This window comes from Umboniibacter marinipuniceus, from assembly GCF_003688415.1.
GTDB classification, from domain to species: Bacteria; Pseudomonadota; Gammaproteobacteria; order Pseudomonadales; family DSM-25080; genus Umboniibacter; species Umboniibacter marinipuniceus.
The window spans coordinates 279,299-300,336 of record NZ_REFJ01000001.1 but is presented as its reverse complement, the minus strand read 5'-3'; the positions used below and the strand labels follow the sequence as shown (position 1 = coordinate 300,336).

General features: G+C 49.9%; 16 protein-coding genes. 4 read left to right on the top strand and 12 right to left on the bottom strand.

Translation table 11 applies throughout. From position 1 onward, the window contains the following. The first annotated feature begins 9 nt into the window (after positions 1–9). Complete coding sequence (locus tag DFR27_RS01365) at positions 10–1,368, top strand: TolC family outer membrane protein (RefSeq protein WP_121875664.1); 1,359 nt, start codon at positions 10–12, stop codon at positions 1,366–1,368. A gap of 150 nt (positions 1,369–1,518) precedes the next feature. On the opposite strand, the gene waaA is transcribed toward DFR27_RS01365, so the two are convergent. After that, on the bottom strand, positions 1,519–2,778 hold the full coding sequence (gene waaA, locus DFR27_RS01360) for a lipid IV(A) 3-deoxy-D-manno-octulosonic acid transferase (protein ID WP_121875663.1): 1,260 nt from the start codon (positions 2,776–2,778) through the stop codon (positions 1,519–1,521). 122 nt (positions 2,779–2,900) lie between these two features. Here waaA and DFR27_RS01355 point away from each other — a divergent pair, with 122 nt between their 5' ends. Beyond that, complete coding sequence (locus tag DFR27_RS01355; RefSeq protein WP_121875662.1) at positions 2,901–3,560, top strand: Rossmann-fold NAD(P)-binding domain-containing protein; 660 nt, start codon at positions 2,901–2,903, stop codon at positions 3,558–3,560. Here DFR27_RS01355 and acs read toward each other — a convergent pair. The 8 genes from acs to DFR27_RS01315 form a co-directional block, all read right to left on the bottom strand. Continuing rightward, positions 3,550–5,487 (bottom strand): acetate--CoA ligase, encoded by a 1,938-nt coding sequence (acs, locus tag DFR27_RS01350; protein WP_121875661.1) that lies wholly within the window; start codon positions 5,485–5,487, stop codon positions 3,550–3,552. The two genes, DFR27_RS01355 and acs, sit on opposite strands and share 11 nt — an antisense overlap. 261 nt (positions 5,488–5,748) lie before the next feature. Next, complete coding sequence (gene panC, locus DFR27_RS01345; RefSeq protein WP_121875660.1) at positions 5,749–6,597, bottom strand: pantoate--beta-alanine ligase; 849 nt, start codon at positions 6,595–6,597, stop codon at positions 5,749–5,751. A gap of 9 nt (positions 6,598–6,606) precedes the next feature. Then, entirely contained in the window at positions 6,607–7,989 is a 1,383-nt protein-coding gene (gene dnaB / locus DFR27_RS01340) for a replicative DNA helicase (RefSeq protein WP_121875659.1), read from the bottom strand. Positions 7,990–8,066: 77 nt separating this feature from the next. Then, positions 8,067–8,513 carry a 50S ribosomal protein L9 gene (gene rplI, locus DFR27_RS01335; protein WP_121875658.1) on the bottom strand — a complete coding sequence of 149 codons (447 nt, stop codon included), beginning with the start codon at positions 8,511–8,513 and terminating at the stop codon, positions 8,067–8,069. A gap of 46 nt (positions 8,514–8,559) precedes the next feature. Further along, complete coding sequence (rpsR, locus tag DFR27_RS01330) at positions 8,560–8,790, bottom strand: 30S ribosomal protein S18 (RefSeq protein ID WP_121875657.1); 231 nt, start codon at positions 8,788–8,790, stop codon at positions 8,560–8,562. A gap of 11 nt (positions 8,791–8,801) precedes the next feature. After that, on the bottom strand, positions 8,802–9,248 hold the full coding sequence (gene rpsF, locus DFR27_RS01325; protein WP_121875656.1) for a 30S ribosomal protein S6: 447 nt from the start codon (positions 9,246–9,248) through the stop codon (positions 8,802–8,804). A 233-nt stretch (positions 9,249–9,481) separates the two neighbouring features. Continuing rightward, a complete protein-coding gene (locus DFR27_RS01320; RefSeq protein WP_121875655.1) occupies positions 9,482–9,700 on the bottom strand; it encodes a VF530 family protein in 219 nt (72 codons plus the stop codon). Positions 9,701–9,797: 97 nt separating this feature from the next. Next, positions 9,798–10,136: a zinc ribbon domain-containing protein YjdM gene (locus DFR27_RS01315; RefSeq protein WP_121875654.1), complete on the bottom strand. Its 339-nt coding sequence runs from the start codon at positions 10,134–10,136 to the stop codon at positions 9,798–9,800. 508 nt (positions 10,137–10,644) lie between these two features. Here DFR27_RS01315 and DFR27_RS01310 point away from each other — a divergent pair. Further along, entirely contained in the window at positions 10,645–13,221 is a 2,577-nt protein-coding gene (locus tag DFR27_RS01310; protein WP_121875653.1) for a TonB-dependent receptor, read from the top strand. Positions 13,222–13,276: 55 nt separating this feature from the next. Next, complete coding sequence (locus DFR27_RS01305) at positions 13,277–15,262, top strand: tetratricopeptide repeat-containing sulfotransferase family protein (protein WP_211327525.1); 1,986 nt, start codon at positions 13,277–13,279, stop codon at positions 15,260–15,262. 64 nt (positions 15,263–15,326) lie between these two features. Here the strand turns inward: DFR27_RS01305 and DFR27_RS01300 are convergent, their stop codons facing one another. From DFR27_RS01300 to DFR27_RS01290, 3 genes are all read right to left on the bottom strand, one after another. Then, on the bottom strand, positions 15,327–16,016 hold the full coding sequence (locus DFR27_RS01300) for an IS6 family transposase (protein ID WP_425452012.1): 690 nt from the start codon (positions 16,014–16,016) through the stop codon (positions 15,327–15,329). A gap of 505 nt (positions 16,017–16,521) precedes the next feature. Continuing rightward, entirely contained in the window at positions 16,522–18,726 is a 2,205-nt protein-coding gene (locus DFR27_RS01295) for an RHS repeat-associated core domain-containing protein (RefSeq protein WP_211327524.1), read from the bottom strand. A 152-nt stretch (positions 18,727–18,878) separates the two neighbouring features. Then, complete coding sequence (locus tag DFR27_RS01290; protein ID WP_121875650.1) at positions 18,879–20,885, bottom strand: DUF6531 domain-containing protein; 2,007 nt, start codon at positions 20,883–20,885, stop codon at positions 18,879–18,881. Positions 20,886–21,038: the final 153 nt, after the last annotated feature.

Here is a 21,038-nt window from a genome sequence, read left to right as displayed (position 1 = left end):
TCAACAAACATGGCACTGAAGCGAAAAGCTCTTGCGACTGCACTACTGGTATCACTCAGCCCTCTCAGCCTTGCTGGTGACCTTATTGAAGTATACCAACGCGCCCTTGAAAATGACCCAACATTACGCGCAGCCCAGGCCACTTACCGTGCCAATATCGAACAGGAGAATATTAGTTTCTCTAGTTTGTTACCGCAGGTGAATGCATCGGCAAACTACACCATGACAGACCGAGAGTCTGATGACGGCACAAACATCACTCCTAGTCAGTCAGACAGCTACGGCTGGAGCGTTAGCGCCTCGCAAACCGTATTCGACGCTAATCGCTGGTTCAGCTTCCGATCTGCTGAATTCACCACTGCATCGGCGGAAGCTCAGTTTGCCGCGGATCAACAGGATCTGATCGTTCGCGTCGTTCAAGCCTACTTGGATGTACTTCGCGCCGTATCAGACCTTGAAACATCAAAGGCTGAAGAAACCGCGCTAACCCGTCAGTACGAGCAAACTCAACAGCGCTACGATGTGGGCTTGATCGCCATCACTGATGTCTACGAGGCACGCTCAACACTGGATGGCGTTATTGCTAACCGTATTCAACTTGAAGGCCAAGTCGCCATTAAGTTTGAAGCGCTAGAAGCCATCACTGGCCAGCCGGAATCAAGTGTTGCACCACTTATGTCAGAATTCCCAATTACTCAGCCGGTCCCATCGTCGCCAACTCCATGGGTAGCGGCGTCCCTAGAAAACAACTTGGACCTTCGTGTCTCCATGGCACAGATGAATGCTGCTGAGCGTACTGCGTCGGCTACCAGCTGGAATCGCGGACCGAAAGCCACTTTATCTGCAGACTACGGTCAATCAACCTCAGAAGTTGAACTACCTACCGCTGGGGATACCGATACCGATGGCTGGAGCGCCACACTAAGTGTGAGCATGCCATTGTTCGCCGGCGGCGGTCTGAATGCTTCTAGCCGCCGTGCTCATGAGCAATTCAACGTTGCTAAAGAACGTCACGTTGGCACTCAGCGTGCCGTCACCCAGCAGGCTCGATCAAGCTATCTTACGGCCACTACCGGTGTTGCTACCGTAGATGCTCGTCAGCAAGCCATCATCTCGGCACAGAGCTCACTGGACGCAACGCAGGCCGGCTACGAAGTGGGTACGCGAAATATCGTTGACGTATTGAACGCTCAGCAGGCACTTTTCCGAGCGCAATCTAACTTTAGTAATGCCCGCTTCGACTACATCATCTCGCTGCTGCAGCTTAAGCAGGTTGCGGGTAGTTTGAGCCCCGAAGACATTCAACGCCTGAATGACTGGCTCGACGCAGAGAACCAGTTGAACCGCGTGGACCTATCAACGTACTAAGCAAAAAAGGGCTTTAGCTATTCGCTAAAGCCCTTCTTCAATTCCTTCACTTCAACTCGCTACCGCATCCTCTACCCGATCTCGACTCCAACAGGAACTCGACCTACCGAGATGACTCAAGCTTTACCCCAACTATTGTCATGAGAATCGTTAAAGCAGCGCCAAGATATGCGCTAACTGCGCAGCTAGTGCGCCACGCTTAGTCTCTAGAAATGCCGCGGCCGCCTCTCCCTGTGCTTTGCATTCAATGGCATCAGTTGCTAAACGGACCAGGCTAGTCGATAACTCGGTGCTGTTTGGCACTATCATCAGCGCGCCCGCCGTCTGCATTTCTTGGCAAATTGCCTCGAAGTTATGCACATGCGGCCCGCTTAATACAGGAATACCCCAAACCGCGGGTTCTAAGACATTGTGGCCACCATGCTCGATGAGACTCCCGCCAACCAGTGCCGCGGAACAGGCACCGAACATCACCATCATTTCACCCATGGTATCACCCACATAGACAGCCGTATCGTCTTGCGGTAATTCCGCCGATGAACGTCTAACTGTAGGCCCCAGCTGATGACAAAGCTGCGCTACCTGATCGAACCTTTCCGGGTGTCTTGGCACCAAGACCAACAAGGCATTGGGCACCGCTTGGCGAAGTGCAGCATGCGCTTCAAGTATTTGCTCATCCTCGCCCCGATGAGTACTCGCCGCAATCCAAACGAAGCGATCACCAAATTGGTGTTTGAGCGCTTCGGCAGCACTGCGCTGCGCCGGCGTAATTTGAATGTCGAATTTGACACTGCCAACCTTATGAACTTTTTCCGTTGCAGCGCCAAGCGCTATAAAACGCTGAGCATCGTTATGGTGTTGAGCGAGGATGGCTTCGAAGCTGCTCAGCATTGGTTTGGTAATACGCGGCAGCTTGGCATAGCCTTGCGCTGACTTTTCCGATAACCGCGCATTAGCGAGAATGGTTGGTACGCAACGTAGTTCTAGGCCGGCGATAAGATTGGGCCATAATTCGGTTTCCATCATTACCGCAATGGTTGGCTCCCAGCGACGCAAAAAACGCTTCACGCAACCTGGCGTATCCCACGGACAATAGACATGTTCAACCCGATCACCAAAGAGTGCTTTCACGCGGTCAGAACCCGTTGGCGTGGTAGTAGTTATCAGTACGCGACTCACGCGTTCATCGGCCATCACCGCTTCAATCAAGGGTGCCGCCGCAATGGTTTCACCAACACTAACCGTGTGAAACCAGACTAACGAACCACTGGGGCGTTGGCGTTGACTATATCCCATTCGCTCGGACCAACGCGCTCGGTAGGCCGGCGACTTGCGCCCCTTTATCCAAAGTCTCAGCACCAGGACTGGCAGAAGGAGCGTTAATAAGATGCTATAGAGTGTGCGGCCCATTAGAGCTTCCATCAATTAATGAATTAGCCTTAGTTTAGCGAATATCGGCCAGCCAGCCTAACGCTTCGTTGACAGCCAGGCACTTTTTGCGCTCTAGTAGCGCAATAGCTAGGAGACTTTGAATGAAAACCGCATGGATTTTTGGCGCTACCGGCGCCACCGGACAAGCGCTTGTGGCACAAGCTGCACAGCTTCAGACCTTTGACGAACTTGTCTGCATCAATCGCCGTCCGCTTAGTAACACAACCGATAGCGTCACGGAAATACTGATCCCTGAGCTCTCACCGGAATCAGTGCAAGCCTTAGAAGGCAAGCCTCACACTGTCTTTATTTGCCTCGGCACTACGTTAGCCAAAGCCGGTAGCAAGGCCGCCTTTAAACGCATTGACTTGGATCTTATCTGTGCAGTGGGCGAGTGGTGCGCAGCACATCAGGTGGAACAGGTGCATTTGATCAGTGCCGTTGGGGCAAATCGCAGCGCAATGAGTTTCTATTCTCGAATAAAGGGGGAGACTGAGGATTATTTTCAAGCACTTGCGCTACCGAAGCTGGCGATCTACCGGCCGAGCTTACTTACACAAGCTGCTCGAAACGATGAGCGATTTGGTGAAAAATGGGCGGCGCGCTTCATGGCTCTCTTCGATTGGCTACCCTTCATGAGCGGCATTCGACGCGTTCCTGTTGATACACTGGCACGCGCCATGATCCGCGCTGATGAACGGGGCCTAAGCGGCACCATTTCGTCAGCGCAGATCCAACAGCTAGGCCAGCTTAGCGATTAACTCGCCCCTCAATGATAGCATCCACCACAGAAGGGTCTGCTAGCGTTGAGGTATCACCAAGGGTATCAATCTCATTACAGGCAACTTTACGCAAAATACGGCGCATGATTTTTCCAGAGCGTGTTTTTGGTAAACCTGGCGCAATTTGAATGATGTCTGGCTTTGCGATAGCACCAATTTCCTGGGTACAGATTTGGCGAAGTTCCTGCTGAAGTTCGTCGGTCACTTCCGCTCCTGCCATCAAAGTAACGTAGGCATAGATACCCTGACCTTTGATGTCGTGCGGATAACCAACAACCGCCGCTTCATTCACCGAGGTATGCTCAACCAGTGCACTCTCTACTTCTGCGGTACCCATTCGGTGCCCCGAAACGTTTAGCACATCGTCAACACGCCCGGTAATCCAGTAGTAACCATCCTCGTCACGGCGAGCACCGTCACCGGCAAAGTAGTATCCTGGGTAGGTAGTGTAATAGGTATCGATGCAACGTTTGTGATCACCGTAAACAGATCGAATTTGACTAGGCCAGGTGTTCTTAATGACCAGCGAACCCTCGCCTGGCCCTTCCACTTCCTTACCGTCGCCATCAAGTAATGCTGGCACAACACCGAAGAATGGTCGAGTTGCCGAGCCCGGTTTCAGGTCAGTCGCACCAGGTAGGGGTGTTAGCATGTGTGCACCCGTTTCCGTCTGCCACCAGGTATCAACAATTGGACAGCGTGTCTCGCCAACCACATCGTGGTACCACTGCCATGCCTCTGGATTAATTGGCTCTCCCACGGTTCCCAAGAGACGCAGACTCTTGCGACTTGATCGGGTTACGTATTCGTCACCGGCACCCATCAGTGCGCGAATAGCGGTAGGCGCAGTGTAGAAGATTGCCACATTATGCTTATCGCAGATATCCCAGCAGCGCCCTGCATCTGGGTAGGTTGGCACCCCCTCAAACATCAACGATGTCGCACCATTAGCAAGCGGACCATAAACAATATAAGAGTGACCCGTTACCCAGCCGACATCGGCCGTGCACCAATACACATCACCTTCTTGGTAGTCAAAGGTGTACTTAAACGTCATCGCTGCCTGCAGCAAGTAGCCAGCAGTAGTATGGAGTACACCCTTTGGCGTGCCGGTAGAGCCGGAGGTGTAAAGAATAAATAGCGGATCTTCCGCAGCCATCTGTTCAGCAACGCATTCTGTACTGACTTGACTGGTTGCCTCGTGATACCAGACATCGCGGGCATCATTCCAGCTTACGTCGGCTCCCGTACGCTTCACCACAATACTGGTGTGAACACTAGGACATGCCTCTAAGGCGAGATCCGCATTCACCTTTAGCGGCACTTGGCGGCCACCTCGAACACCTTCATCCGCGGTAATCAAGGCGCTACAGGTAGCGTCATTAATGCGATCCTTTAACGCCTCTGGAGAGAAACCACCAAAAACAACTGAATGGATAGCGCCAATTCGGGCACATGCCAACATGGCGTAGGTTGCCTCGGGAATCATTGGCATGTAGATACACACCCGGTCACCCTTCTTGACCCCACGGTGTCGTAGGACGTTCGCAAGTTTATTCACTTCGTCCGAGAGCATCTGATAGCTAATATGCTTACTGTCTTCGGGGTTGTCGCCTTCCCAAATCAGGGCGGTCTGATCGGCACGCGTTGGCAGGTGTCGATCAATACAGTTTTCAGCAACGTTCAGTGACGCACCTTCAAACCACGCGGCTTCGCCACGCGAAAAGTCTTGGCGCATGACCGAATCCCACTTTTTACTAAAGTTCAGGAATTCCTCGGCTTGCTCTGCCCAGAATATTTCAGGTTCGTTGACGGACTTAGCGTACATCGCCTCGTAGCGAGCAAGATCACAGTGTGTGTTGGCAGTATCCGCTTCGGAAACCTTACGAATTGCGTGTGCAATCATCGTGAATTACCTCAATTTATTGTTATCTTATGGCGAGCAATATAACGAAAATTGATCAATTTTAAAAGCCGACTGTAATAAATTTACAAGGGATTCCAGTCAAATTAGGGTGACACGAAGAATGACACAAAATGTCTACAGGCTAGTTGTTTAAGCAATATTACACTTAAACCCACGAATAGTGGGAAGCTTATCATTTGGAAAGCCAGTCGCTGCCTGTAATTTAATTACAAGCAGGAACTTAACGAATAACAAATGCGATTAAAGGCTAATTTCGATGTTATCAATAAGACGGGTATTACCCAAATACACCGCAACTAAGACCACCAGATTAGTATCATCCAGGCCGGCAGGCTCAAGATCATGGTTCCGTCGAATACTGAAGTAGTCAATACGCATGCCGTGATTAACCAAGTGCGCTTCCGCTGCCTGTTCAATAGCACCAAAATCCCTGCGCCCTTCATCAAGTAGCGACTTCGCCAGGCACAAGCTCTGATATACCTCGGCCGCAATGGGCCGCTCGAATTCGTCTAAATAACCGTTTCGTGAGGACAGCGCCAAACCGTCATGATCGCGCGCGATGGGTGCTGCGACAATTTCAATCGGCAAGCATAAGTCCGTTGTCATTTTACGAATCACGGCTAGCTGCTGATAGTCCTTGATGCCGAAAATAGCGACGTCTGGCTGAACCATATTGAAGAGTTTGGCGACAATTGTTGTCACCCCTTCAAAATGACCTGGGCGACTGGCGCCGCAGAGGATGTCAGTCATGGTAGGGACGCTCACACGGGTCTGGTTCGCCATTCCTGTTGGATAGACTTCGGCTTCCCTTGGATAAAGCAAAAAATCACAATCCACCGAAGCAAGCTTTTCACAGTCTGGTTCGAAGGTCCGTGGATACTGTTCCCAATCTTCGTTCAAGCCGAATTGCAGTGGATTAACAAAGATACTCGCCACCACGATATCAGACTGCTCACGCGCTAATCGCACGAGCTGAAGGTGTCCCTCGTGGAGGTTGCCCATGGTTGGTACAAAACTGATGCGTTTACCCTGAGCGCGAAATATCGCTAATGCCGAACGTAACTCAGCGATGGATTCGATTACTTTCATAACAATGAATTACTCGTCGTAGTCCCCGCCATATTGATCTGGCGAGAGATTTTCGAAACGAGAGAGTTTACCTACGAAGGCGACACGTGTGGTACCAATAGGACCGTTACGCTGCTTACCAATAATCAATTCGGCTACGCCGCGATCTGGACTATCTTCGTTGTAAACCTCATCTCGATAGATGAACATAATGATATCAGCATCCTGCTCAATTGCTCCGGATTCACGCAAATCGGAGTTGACGGGGCGCTTATTCGGGCGCTGCTCCAAAGAGCGGTTAAGCTGACTCAGCGCCAACATGGGACACTTAAATTCTCGCGCAATGGCTTTTAATGAGCGCGAAATTTCGGATATTTCCTGGGTTCTGCCTTCGCTAAAACCGGAGATACGCATCAGCTGAAGATAATCCACCATTACCATGGCTACCTTGCCGTGCTCTCGCTCAATTCGACGCAGGCGCGCGCGTATATCAGCAGGCGACAAGCCCGGCGTGTCATCAATAAACAGCTTGGTATCGCGCAACTGCTCAATGGCAGCGGTGAGCTTAGGCCAGTCATCGTGCTCTAACTGGCCAGTACGAATACGTGTCTGATCTATTCGCCCAACTGAAGCCAACATCCTCATCATTAACTGCTCGGCCGGCATTTCTAAACTGAATACGCATACAGGTTGCGACTGGCTTAGCGCCGCCTTCTCCACGGTGTTCATGGCAAGCGTGGTTTTACCCATGGAAGGTCGCGCTGCAATGATCACTAAATCCTGCTCTTGCCAACCCGAGGTCATATCATCAAGGCTATCCCAACCGGTAGACAAACCCGTTAGGCCGTCTTCAGACTCAAATAGCTCGGTAATTTTTTCAACGGACTTATCAAGTAACTCTTTAGCATCCAACCAACCGCCTTGCTTCGGACGATTCTCCGCGATGTCGGCGACTTTTCGCTCTGCCAGCTGCAATAGCGAGTCAGAATCCATCCCTGCGGGCGCCAAGCTGGTGCGGGAAATTTCATTCGCCGCCGTGATTAGCTGTCGGACGGTTGCGCGTTCGCGAACAATATTCGCATACGCCATGATGTTTGAGGTAGACGGGGTGCTTTCGGCCATTTCCGAAAGGTAGACCAACCCACCGGCTCGACCGAGCTCATCGCGCGCATCAAGTGACTCCGACAGGGTAATGACGTCAAAGGGTTGCGAGCGCTCATGCAGGCTCTGCATAGCACTAAAGATCAAACGGTGACGATCAATAAAGAAGTCATCCTCAGTTACCACTTCCATCACGTTATCAAGATGACCGTTCTCGATCATCAATCCGCCGATAACGGCAACTTCCGCTTCCTCTGAATGTGGCAGTGAGGGGCGCTCTGTTAACGGCGCTTCAACTTCATAATCTTCCATTTAGCTTCCCAGATACAAAAAAGGCACTCCTAAGAGTGCCTGATTTTGAAGTAAATTTCTGCTTTTTAAAACAAAAATTACTCAGCAACTACCACAACAGTGATGGTTGCAGTTACTTCAGTGTGAACCTGAACTGCTACTTCGAAAGAACCGATTTCGCGAAGTGGGCCTTCTGGCATGCGAACTTCAGACTTCTCAACAGCAACGCCAGCCGCAGAAGCTGCGTCAGCGATATCACGGTTACCAATTGAACCGAACAGCTTACCTTCGTCACCAGCGTTGGCTTCGATAGTAATTGTCAATTCATTTAGCTGTACAGCGCGAGCTTCAGCTTCAGCTAGTTTAGCTGCCGCTGCCGCTTCTAGTTCTGCACGACGTGTTTCAAATTCAGCAACGTTAGTTGCGTTAGCTGGAACAGCTTTGCCGAACGGGAACAGGAAGTTACGAGCGTAGCCCGATTTAACATTCACTTGGTCACCGATAGAGCCCAGCTTGCCAACTTTTTCTAAAAGAATCACTTGCATGGTGAATATCCTTTTAAGTTATGTCGCCGCATGGCGAGCTCTAGAATTAACGCTTATGCGCATCCGTGTAAGGCAGAAGAGCCAAGTAACGAGCGCGCTTGATAGCGGTCGCCAACTGACGCTGGTATTTAGCCTTAGTGCCGGTGATGCGGCTTGGGACAATCTTGCCAGTCTCAGAGACGTAAGCTTTAAGAGTGTCTAAATCTTTATAGTCGATCTGCTTCACACCTTCAGCGGTGAATTTGCAGAACTTACGACGACGGAAAAAACGTGCCATTTTAACTCTCCTTATTCTTCGCCTTCGGCTGCAGGTTTCTCAGCGGCTGGAGCTGGTGCTTCAGTTGCTGCTTCTGCAGGTGCTTCAGTTCGTTCGCGACGTGGACGGTCAGAAACCTTCTTACGATCACGAGATTCTTTTTCGCTCTTAGCGATTGGAGATTCACCAGTAACAGCTTCGTTCATGCTAACAACCATGTTACGCAGAACAGCGTCATTGTAACGGAAGTTAGTAGTAAGCTCTTCGAGTGCTTCAAGCGTACATTCAACGTTCATTAGAACGTAATGTGCTTTGTGGATCTTGTTGATTGAGTATGCCATCTGACGACGACCCCAATCTTCAAGACGGTGAACCTGGCCGCCATCTTTCTCGATGCTAGCTGTGTAGCGCTCGATCATAGCAGGCACCTGTTCGCTTTGATCTGGGTGTACCAGAAATACGATTTCGTAGTGACGCATTGTAGCTCCTTACGGATTAAACAGCCTGCGAACTCAACCATAGAGAACGTAGGCAAGGAGAGATAACCGAACCATTACGGCTATCAAGGCGCGCGATATTAAGACATTCGCGGTCAATGTGCAAGTTTCGACCAAGGTCAGCACTAGGGAATTTCGCCTATGGAAGCCGCTATCCTCTATCGACGCGCCTGAAGGCACTCAGCCAACAACCCCATTAAAGCTGTGTGGCGATACTAGCCGAAGGTTTCCAAATATAACGCCTCTACTTTGTCACGCGCCCAAGGCGTGCGCCGGAGAAACTTCAAGGAGGACTTAATAGAAGGGTCACTCTTAAAACAGTTTATATTGATGCGCGCTGCAAGTCCGTGCCATGCGTAATGATCCACTAGCCGGCGCAGCAACGCTTCCAAGGTAATTCCGTGTAACGGATTATTCGGTTGTTCAGTTGACATCGCAATACTCTACCCTAGCGCCCTTTAAGGCGCGATTCAGTCAAAGCCACCGTGGAGTATGAGAAATCCCACCACTGCGAGTTACCCACTAGCTCTATTAGTTCGACTTTCGCACAAACTTTGATTTCAGCATCATGGCACCGGAGCCATCAACCTTACAGTCAATATCATGATCGCCATCCACAAAACGCTTAATGACGGCTTTGGTGCCTACCTTGAGCACCGTTGAGCTTCCTTTAACTTTAAGATCTTTGATAAGCGTTACTTTATCACCCTCAGCCAAGGTATTACCTACTGCATCCTTCAAGGAAATCGCATCCTCATCTGGTGCCTCCGGGTCCCACTCATGCGCACATTCTGGGCAAATCAACAGCGATTGATCTTGATAGACATATTCGGAACTGCACTGAGGGCAGGGGGGTAGCGTGTTGCTCATTGCAACTCCTTGGTTATATCCGCTCAGCGGTAGACATCGCAGCGAGCGTTTGGGTGAACATATAGTAAGCCGTTAGTGTAGCCCATTTAGCCGCAACCGACTACGCGCTCCCGCGCACTAGACAAACTGCATTCGCCCACCTAACCGCTGGCCAAAGTGAGTCATTTCACCCCTCAACAACGCCCTACCGATTGCCCGCCAATAGTTAGAACTCTGTTGAATTATTGAGAAATAACGTAATTAGAAGGGCTAAAGGCAATAGAACACTAACTATCGATTAGTCATCACAACAACAAAACACTCATCCACCGCAATCGCTGTAACAACCGCCAAATCTGACAGCCAGAGCACCTTCAACGCCAAGCTAACAACTGAAATAGGTGAAAATTCGTACTAAAAGCCAACAATTTGCTGAAATTTTAATTAGAGTTCAATATAATTCACTTAAAGCTAAATAAAACTAACCTAAATGCACATCAGACACTCAGTGAAATCCTAGGGGGATTACATGCGCAAGACAACGCTAAGCCAAGCAATTGGCATGGTGACTATTGGCCTAGTTGCCAATACACATGCTCAAATTGAAGAGGTTGTAGTGACCGCCACCAAGCGTGCTGAAAATGCACAGGATATTCCGGTAGCTGTTGAAGCGATCACCGAGGAGTCTCTCGAGCAGTTTGGCATCTCCAATTTCACTGACTACCTGGTTCACTTACCTGGCGTTACCGCTGGCGGAAGTGGTCCAGGGCAAAACACCGTGTACATTCGCGGTGTCGCCTCAACAACACCAAACCTAACCACGGCAGGCGTGGCTGGCTTAGCCCCGAACGTGGCGCTCTACCTGGATGAGCAACCGCTCTCACAACCAGGTCGAAATCTAGATGTCTACGCGGCAGATATGTCGCGAGTTGAAGTGTTATCGGGCCCTCAAGGCACGCTTTTTGGCGCGAGCTCGCAAGCCGGACTCATGCGACTCATTACCAACAAGCCCGATCCAACGGACCAATACGGTAAGCTTAAGCTGGGCGTAGCAAGTACCAGTGGCGGTGACGCCAGCAACAACGTTGAGGTGATGTACAACCTACCGGTGAGCGATGGTGTCACGGTTCGTGCGGTACTGTATCGCGATGATCAGGGCGGCTACATTGACAACGTTGCTTCAACCATTGACCTCTCCGAAAGTGGTCGATTCCGTTCAGCTGGTACCGTGCGGGCCAATGGCGTTCCAGTTAGCGCCGGCCGCGAAGGTTTCCAAGCAGGCCAAGACCTTAGTAACGTCAACTTTCTTCAAGCCGATAATGCCGACTTCGTAGAAGAAGACTTCAATGGTGTAGTTTACGAAGGAGCTCGAGTTAGCGCTCTCTTCGACCTTGCTGAAAACTGGGAACTGCTAGTTGGCTTTGGTACTCAGACGATTGAAGCCGATGGCGTCTTCTCTGCGGACCCAGAGCTAGATGATTATGAAATCGCCAGCTTTACAGATAACCACCTTGACGATTCATTTGATAACTACAACTGGACCTTAACTGGCGAATTTGCTGACTTGGAAATGGTCTATACGGGTGCATATACCAGCCGTAATACTGATCAAACGGTTGACTACACTGATTACCTCTTCGTGGGGCAATACCTGCCGTATTACCTCTGTGATTACAGCGTTGTGTACCCAGGCGCTGCCGGCCCTGCTGGCACCTGTCAGGCTCCCAACCTATTGGTTGACGTAACGAGTGAGACAACCGTGCAGACGCACGAATTCCGTATCAGTACCGATCAAACTGCCTCTATTCGAGCCACGGCAGGTCTTTTCTATAGTGACCTGGAGCTGAAAGAGCGTAATGACTTTGATTATGCCAACTCGGTTCACATTGATGGCGGCTTAGGCTTCGTAGATAACTACGCCTTTGATACTGGTTATCGCTCCGATACCGGCGCCTTCCCACCTGGGGTTATTTTCCGTAACGATGTGCTTCGTACCGATGAGCAGTACGGTATTTTTGGCGAAATCACCTTTGACCTGAGTGAGACCCTCTCGGCCATCGTGGGCGCACGCTACTATGATGTGAGCGTAGACATGGAAGGTAGTGCAAACTCTTCATTCTGTAACCGTGCCTTATTCTTCACACAAGATATGCAAGCTTACGGCACCGATATCAGTGACCTCTATAACGGTGATGGTGAATTTACCGATCGTAAAGACTGTAGCGGCAACCAAACCACTTACACGCTAGATACAGTAGACGCGAATACCCCTGCCTACGTGGTTGCGGCGCTAAATGCACCGGACGAAGCGCATACCTCAGGTACTATTTTCAAGGCCACCTTGAACTGGCGTCCCATGGATGATGCACTCTACTACGTTACCTTCTCAGAGGGTTTCCGCCCTGGTCTGCTCAATCGTCCTGGCGGCTCAACCAACGGACAAGGTTTTAGCGTACCGTTTGCCCTAGACACCGATGAAGTGAAAAACTATGAATTCGGTTGGAAAACGGAGTGGTTAGATCGTACCGTCCGCTTCAACGGTAGCTTGTTCTTCGTGGACATCAGCCGCCTACAGACCACTATTTTTGACCCATCAATCACCAACCTGTTCTTCGCGGACAACGCGGCGAACGCTGAAGTACTGGGATTGGAGGGTGACCTAGTGTGGGCACCGTTGAACCTCGAAGGCCTGATGGTCAATGCCTCATTCTCGATGCTTGATACGGAAATCACTGAAGTTTTGACACCAACGGATGACGTAAATAAAGGTGATTCGCTAGCTTTTGCCCCCGAGCTTCAGGTAACACTTTCAGCGCGTTATGAATGGCCAGTGTTTGAAAACTTCACGGCGCACGTGATGCCTCATGCGTCCTACTCGGACACTGTGTACACCGACATCATTGATATTAACCGTTTAGAGCTGGATGCCTGGATGTTGCTTGGCCTAACCGCCGGTGTTAGCGCAGATGAGTGGACGTTGGAAGGTTACATTGACAACTTAACGGATGAGCAGGCCGAGATCTCTGGCAACTTCAACTTTGACCGCGCGCGCATCAATTACGCTCGCCCGCGTACGATTGGTGTTAGAATGAGCTATTCATTCTAAATCAACATTTCATGTGTCGCAGATCCTGCGGCACATGACTTTCTCGGAGTTACCTTTGAACAACTCGGACTTGGCTGAAATACACCAAAAACTTGAGCAGCTGCTACGCACTAAGCAGTATCAAACCGTTATTCATCAAGCCGAACAAGCGCTTCGCTCTTTCCCCGACGACCTCCATTTACTGTACTTGGGTGCTGTTGCCGCTCGCTACGACTGCCAGTTCCAGGTGGCGCAAGAGTTTATTGACCAACTTCTCAACGTCGACCCAAGTTTTGGCCGTGGCTATCAAGAAAAGGCGCACCAACTACGAGATCAGCACCAGCTAGATCCTGCCTATCATTACTACCAGCTTGCCGTTCGCCACAACAATGCGTTAATTGCCGCGTGGACTGAAATGGTGCGAGCCGAACAACGCCGTGGCGACCTAGTTGCTGCCCAAATTTCACAACAACAGCTTAACTACCTCTCCAACTTGCCTAAACCGCTCCAAGTAGCGCTCGATCACTGTAATGAGGGCCGCTTTGTTAAAGCAGAGAAGCTCTGTAGATTGGTCTTAAGCAAGCAACCTAAAAACATTGAAGCTATGCGATTATTGGCGGAAATTGGTATCAAGCTTGGCGCAATGGATGACGCTGAGACTTTACTCAACCATGCCGCGAGCTGGGCGCCAAAGAATGTAAGAGTGCGCACTGAGTACGTTCAATTATTGCGTAAGCGACAAAAATACGAGGCGGCCTTAGCGGAGAGCAAGGCGCTTCACCAAGCCTTTCCCGAAAACAGCCAATGCCTCTCAATCTATGCCATTGAGCTCATGCAAGTAGGGCGCTACGACGAAGCGATTGAAGCATTTAATACCGTGCTAGCACAACAGCCCAATGACCCCATTACCTTGGTATCCAAAGCGCATGCGTTAAAAACCAAGGGGTTGCAGTCCGAAGCAGTTGACTGCTATCGCCAAGCAATTGCTGTCAAACCTGAACATGGCGAAGCCTGGTATTCACTGGCCAACCTTAAGATGGTTGAGTTCAATGATGCCGAAGTTTCACAAATGGAGCAGCTCATGAGCAAACGGCAAGCGCTGGCAGGTATTGATCAGACCTACTTGAGCTTTGCGCTGGGTAAAGCCATGGAGGATCGAGAGGCCTTCGGCGAATCCTTCCGTTACTATGCCCAAGGCTGCGAACTCAAAAAGCAGCAGTCCAATTACCGTGGCGATGCGATTAGTGATGAAGTTGACCGTCAAATTGCCCACATCGATAGCGAATACGCAGCAGTTTCAGGGAATGGCGGTGCAGCGGCGAAAGATCCCATTTTTATTGTTGGCCTACCCCGTGCAGGATCAACCTTACTTGAGCAAATACTCGCTTCACACAGCCAAGTAGATGGCACGCTCGAGCTACCAAATATCCTCGCACTTGTGCATCAACTTAGGCGTGGAGACGAACAGCATCCAGCCGGGAACTACCCGGAATGTCTAAAGAATTTGCCGACTGAGGCGCTAAAGGAATTTGGTGAGGCCTATATCAATGACACCCAGATTCACCGTTCGGGCGCGCCTTTCTTCATAGATAAGATGCCTAATAACTTCCGTCATATCGGCTTAATCAAAAGCATTCTACCCAATGCAAAAATCATTGACGCTCGTCGCCACCCTATGGCGTGTTGCTTCTCAGGATTCAAACAGCTCTTCGCCGAGGGGCAGGAATTCTCGTACTCGCTAACCGATATTGGCCACTACTACGCTGATTATGTTCGCCTAATGGATCATTGGCATAGCGCGTATCCGGGCGAAATTCTAACCGTTGACTATGAAAATGTAGTAGACGATTTAGCAGGACAAGTTAGCGCTATTCTGGACTACTGTGAGCTACCCTTTGAAGCGGCCTGCATAGAATTCCATAACAACAAGCGCTCGGTACGAACCGCAAGCTCCGAACAAGTCCGCACACCAATCTACCGACAGGGCGTTGATCAATGGCGAAACTTTGAGCCGTGGTTGACTGAACTTAAGGATGCACTCGGCGTGACTTACCGGCGCTGAGCCCTCCGGAGGGTACTGGCAAGTTAACTACTAAAAACCAGCCTACCGCTAGTTGCCCAATCCATCAACCCACAGTTATCTCACGCCAACACGCAAAAGCCCTATCGCGGCGCAATCGTGTTAGCGCCGCCGAGCAAAGGTGTCGTTGAATGTTAAACAGGTTATAAACCGCCGAGTGAACATTTAGAAAATGCTGTGCTTGACTCCTCGACTTAAATCGCCGCATCTGCCGCTCTCGAACTCGCGTCGGCTCATGAGAAGACTCGGATCTATTATTACGATATTGCATCGTATCGTGTTCTGAATTTGGTGTCAGCGCTCGATGAGCACCACGATAGCTGCCGAGTTTATCAGTAACGATTGTTCTCGGTGTTAACTGCCGGTTCGAAACAAGTAATCGTCGGAAGAAGCGTTTAGCTGCTTTGGTATCTCTACGTTTTTGAACTAAAACATCGATGACATCGCCATCTTGATCAACGGCTCGCCAGAGATAATGTCGCTCACCTTTGTTGTTGATGAATACTTCATCCATGAACCACGTGTCACCAAACACCTCAGCCGCAGAACGCAAACGCTTTTGATAGATCCGACCGAACTTACGACACCAGCTTCGAATCGATTCGCGGCTTACATCAATGCCTCGCTCGGCTAACAAATCCTCGACGTCGCGTAAACTCAGACTGAATTTATAGGAAGCCCAAACAGCGAACTGAATGACATCGGATGAAAATCGGTGGCGCTTGTAAATACTTATGGGCAAATTATCTTGGAGGCTGAGTTAACTTGCCAGTACCTACTGAGCTGACACACCGGAATGAAGGATGATCGCTAAACTCGACCAGATTAAAAAGCTTAGTATTGTTTTCACTCTTTGTTGTCCCTTGTAGCGATACCATCACCAGCCAAAGTTAAATGCAATTGTGGGATTAACTGGAGCCTAACCGACTCACCCAAACCCGCGGTTGGGCGTACCCCCCTGAAAGCCCGCCCCTAAAACTTACGCCAACGCAAGTAGTAGCACTATTATTGACTCCATCACTACGATTAAGCAACGGTATGCTTTTCCTTCGTGACGGCCGATTGCAATATGGAACAAAGATTGAATTTCCATATTATAAAAGAACGGGCGCAAAACTAGACAGTAAAAATAGCAATACCACAAAAATCGAACGGAATGTTTGATAACTGAGCTTGGATCTGCGACAGTTGGCACAACCCAAAGTAACAAGAGTACGACAATGCTCCCGAGCCCTCGATACTTATAACCCATCAACACCCTCACAACTACAGTCGTTTTCGATTACCTGTTCTGTAAATTTCCCGGCGCCATATGAGGCCGCTTCTTGAGCTGTTTCGCCTCCGTCTAGCCCCCTTCTTACATACTCACCCGCCGTTTTCCCAGCGAGAAGTTCAAGGCCTTTCATGGTGAAATTCTGCCAGTCACCATTCGAGTAATACAAATACATCTCGGATGCGTCCATTGCGGCTTGCGGAGCCCGCAGTATTTTAAAAGGTACCGCTCCAATCTCGGCTGAAGCTTGGATACCACTACGAAGGTCTTCCGTTTCGGAGCCGCCCCACCAAGTAGGAAATTCTTCAGCTATTAAATGAAATGGGGCTAAGTTGTCAGGACACCAACCCCAAGGATCCACCATCATCACCGGATTCCCGTTCGTGTACGCATAGGTGTTCACGCCACCCGCATTACCAATCGGGTCGCTTTGCAAGTATCGCCCAATACTAGGGTCGTAATCTCGGTGATAGTTGAAGTACAAACCGTTTCCTATGATGTCGTATTGGCCAGGGAACTTAACATGAAGTGACTCAGTCGTAGTGGTCTCTTCGATGTCGTATCCGTTATGAACGCCACGCCAAACCAAGTCGGTTGCAGCCACATCTTTAAACATACCGACTGGTTGACCTAAGTGACCCGTCGCAATGTGCCTAAAGGTGTTTGTATTATGCACCGACAATAATTGCCCATTCAAATAGATGTAGTCAATATGCTTGGTCTTACTCTCATCCCAATGACTCAACAAATTCGCTCCCACAAACGTAAAATAGTCGCTTTGGCTGCCGTTTTTGAGCTGCACCAGTTGATTGGATTCATCTCGAGTTAGGCGAACGTCATTGCCGCTCCAGGTGTAGCGATTCGTTAAGCCACGTGCGTCGTATTCAAGGGCCCCTGTGACACCGTTTGGAAAACGTGTACTAGTGACGTTGCCGATGCTGTTATAGCCAAAGCTCTTGTTGCCGGCACTCTGAAGCTGGCCGTAGCTGTTGTAGCTAAACGTACCACTCACGCCTGTTCGGCTAATAATATTGCCGTTCGTTCCATACTGAATGCTATCTTTTACCTGCGGGTACATCGGATTACCGCCCGTCACCGCGGTCAGTTGATTGTTTGAGCCATAATGGTACCAACGCGAATTGTTGGTGCTGAGGTGATCGGTTGCCATCACCAATCGAACCGGGTCGCCTGCCTGATAGCTATAGCTTTGACTGAGAGTGGCGTAGCCACTACTGTTAAGCACGCTCTGTTGTTTCAACATCCCAAAACCGTTGTAACTTTTTAATTGAGCACCACCGCCACGCATGCTGTACCCTTCAATTTGCCCGAACGGGTTGTAGTTGACGTCACTAGCAGCAACCCTGCGATATGTACTATTTGCGTTTATTACCTCAACCTTAGATGCCCACTCATATACGCCGTTATCGTAAGTGTATTCGACTTTTCGACCGCCGGGGTGAGTGAGGCGCGTTAACTGCCCCGTTGTGGGCGAATACTCCGAACTCAGATCACGGGTTACCGAACCAATCACCATACGCTCGCGAGTTACACGACCGAAATCGTCGTAGGCATACTGCTTCCGGGTAACCAAAGTGGCAGCGGAATAGTGATCGACTTGGCTTAATAGACCGTCCTGATTGTAATATCGTTGGTAGAGCAGTTCCGTAGTTCCGGCACCATTGATCACGTGTTTCCAAAGACGTCCTGTACCGCTTTGGTAGCTAAATGTTTCTTTTCGTCCGTCGGCACGTGTGACCGTTTCGATTTGGCCTTGAGCATTGTAGGTGTAAGTTGTAGTTCCGCTTACTGGGCTCACTTCACTTACTAACTCGCCGAAGCCATTGTAGTTATAGGTTGTAATCAAGGCACCTCGCGTGAGTTTAGTGACTTGATCGAACGCTCCATACTCGTAACGTGTGGTTTCGCCGTTCGGTTCGATCTCAGTGATTAACCGGTTTTTCGAGTCGTATTGGTAGCTGAATTCACCACCACCTTCACGCTTGGCAATCAGGTTCCCGCGACCGTCGTAATCGTACTCGAATGTCATGGTGGGCTGGGTATTTAAGTCCGGATTTTCGTAGAGAAACTCCTTGATAACCTTACCCATTGAGTTGTACTCATATCCTCTCCGATAGTGATAGGTGCTTGATGACGTCGCGTTGCTACGCTCCATCGTCGAGACTTCGCTTACAAGCCCCTGGTTATTATAGGCTGTCAAATACGCAGTATAGTCTGACGCTAAAGCCGGCAATGGTGACGTAATTGCCGCTACGCTAAGTACCCAAATTATTAATCTATTTGCTGTATGCATCGCTATTCCTCCTCTCAAAGCTCGTTAAAGCAGGTTGGTTCCCAGGGGTTACAACCAGGAAGGGGGGGAGGCGGTAATGGCGGCTCTTCATCTACCCAAGTTCCAAGACTTCGAGTGATCAGGCGGCCGTTTTGATCATAGTCAAATGACTCACCTGTCGTCGTTTGACTACTCGGTCGAACGACATTCACGAGCTGACCAAGGTTGTTGTACTCATAGGTAGTAGTGAGAGTAGAGCTTCCGTCGAGCATTTGATAGGAGGCTTGTGTTGGCTGGCCGTCATTATTGTAGGCGGTATTTACCTTGTAGAGATTTTCGTACTGGACCGACGTTGGCAAACCAGCTGCACCATAACTCAGCACTTGCAGTTGAACGTCGTTGTTGAGCGACTGTCGCGTTATAAGACCTGCGTCGTTGTATTCCATGGTAAGTTTTACGTTGGTCGGTGAGATCTCCTCAACCTTAGTGACCCGACCGTTGCCGTTAACGGTGTAGTTCCAGCTTGTGGTGCGACTTCCTCCATTCACTAAGTCAGTGACAGTCATTGCAGTAGGCAAGCCGACTTTGCACGTGGAATTATTTGCTGTGCAATAGGTGTAGTTAACGCGGTGTTGATCTTGACCATCAAAACGAAGTGTTTCGCTATCGAGCTTACCCCAGACCTGGCTGTGGAAGCTACGCGTCACTTGTGTTGTATCGATGTCTGAAGCGGTCTCGGTTCGAGAAATCGGAAAGCCATAAACATCGTAAGTGTAGGTGGCCAGCACACCTCCGTTGGTTAGTTCGGAGGCTAAACGACCGGTATCGGGTTCGTAAGTGAATTCTGCTACGGCACTCGGGCAGCTGCTGTCGCCCACTGCTTGGTTCTTCAGAATTCTAGGCACACCTAAGGCGTCATCGGCGTAGATCACATTTGTGACTCGACCATGTTCGTCGTTAACTTGTGCTTGATTCACCGTGCGCCCGAATTCCGACGAATAGAAGCTTGAGTACGTAACCGTTACTTCTTCCTCGTTACCGTATTTACGTGACAAGTTAGCGCGGCCATTACTGTCGTAACCCCACCAACGCACTCGAATACCGTCATCGTTGGTTCGACCAATGAGTCGATGAGATGAATCGTACATGTAGCCGGTCTTTACGCCTGTTGGGCTAATCACTTCCGTTAGTCGACCATTGTTGTCGTAGTTGTAGTCCCAAGTTCCTTGGTCTGTACTGATCGACGTGACGACTTTGTTGCACTCGGAACCCGTGCAGCTGACGTTGAGCGTTTGGTAGTTGTAGTTCAGTTGTGAACCTGAGGAGTGGGCCACTCGATAAGGGAGACGGGTTGTTGTGTTGCTGTACGAATAGCTGAGGGTATCGCCGGTCACATTCGAGACCTGAATAACGCGGCCATAGCTAAGAGCAGACTGGGAACCTGCTACAAAGCGAGCACGGAATCGACCGGGAAGAACAAAGCTCCACTCGCTTGCTAGTAACTCGAGCGTAGCCCCATGCTCTAATGAATTCAACGGCGAGGCGTTTGTGCCATCATAATAAAACGCGTAAACCAACCCTTGGACTGCGATGCTTATTACATTCTCAGCGTTGTGCGCGAGCGATGGAAGCGACGCTTCAGACCATCCCTTACCGTACAATGCCAACTCAGTTACGTCGCTACGATATAGTCGATTAACACGCAGCGGTAAGCGGTGCCCCGATTTGTAGTCACTTTCCCATTGAAGCTTAATGCCTCTAACTACATCGATCGGATTCCCGCTGAAAAATGCTGTTCCAGCAGCAACACTGCCATTTCCTTCCGAATTACATTGAAACTCTTCGGTGTCGTCTACATCCAACTCAGGAATATCGACAGCAAAGTCCAGCAAGTCTTTCTTGGAATTATCGTCTTTTCCGTAGGATACGGATGAAACCGCGCTCGGTGTACCACCTCCCCACGATAATGCTATTCGCGAGCCAATGACATAAATATTGTCAACTACGTCTCCGTCACAAGGGTCGGCAAAATATGCTTGCATACCAGCTTGTGTAGTCTGCTCGTCACAATCAGCAGTCGCTGGTAGGGCTGCAAAGAAAAGAACTACTGAGAAAACGGCAACGATCAGTTGAGCGTTTAATTTGAAACGACTAATGAATTGATTTGGTGCTTGGTGCTTGGTGCTTGGTGCTTG

Coding starts and splice junctions, on each gene's coding strand:
- rpsR (WP_121875657.1), bottom strand. CDS start 8,790: ATGGCACGTTTTTTCCGTCGTCGTAAGTTCTGCAAATTCACCGCTGAA.
- DFR27_RS01290 (WP_121875650.1), bottom strand. CDS start 20,885: ATGCAAGCATATTTTGCCGACCCTTGTGACGGAGACGTAGTTGACAAT.
- DFR27_RS01320 (WP_121875655.1), bottom strand. CDS start 9,700: ATGTCAACTGAACAACCGAATAATCCGTTACACGGAATTACCTTGGAA.
- DFR27_RS01355 (WP_121875662.1), top strand. CDS start 2,901: ATGAAAACCGCATGGATTTTTGGCGCTACCGGCGCCACCGGACAAGCG.
- panC (WP_121875660.1), bottom strand. CDS start 6,597: ATGAAAGTAATCGAATCCATCGCTGAGTTACGTTCGGCATTAGCGATA.
- DFR27_RS01315 (WP_121875654.1), bottom strand. CDS start 10,136: ATGAGCAACACGCTACCCCCCTGCCCTCAGTGCAGTTCCGAATATGTC.
- DFR27_RS01295 (WP_211327524.1), bottom strand. CDS start 18,726: ATGGAGCGTAGCAACGCGACGTCATCAAGCACCTATCACTATCGGAGA.
- DFR27_RS01310 (WP_121875653.1), top strand. CDS start 10,645: ATGCGCAAGACAACGCTAAGCCAAGCAATTGGCATGGTGACTATTGGC.
- acs (WP_121875661.1), bottom strand. CDS start 5,487: ATGATTGCACACGCAATTCGTAAGGTTTCCGAAGCGGATACTGCCAAC.
- rplI (WP_121875658.1), bottom strand. CDS start 8,513: ATGCAAGTGATTCTTTTAGAAAAAGTTGGCAAGCTGGGCTCTATCGGT.
- dnaB (WP_121875659.1), bottom strand. CDS start 7,989: ATGGAAGATTATGAAGTTGAAGCGCCGTTAACAGAGCGCCCCTCACTG.
- waaA (WP_121875663.1), bottom strand. CDS start 2,778: ATGGGCCGCACACTCTATAGCATCTTATTAACGCTCCTTCTGCCAGTC.
- DFR27_RS01365 (WP_121875664.1), top strand. CDS start 10: ATGGCACTGAAGCGAAAAGCTCTTGCGACTGCACTACTGGTATCACTC.
- rpsF (WP_121875656.1), bottom strand. CDS start 9,248: ATGCGTCACTACGAAATCGTATTTCTGGTACACCCAGATCAAAGCGAA.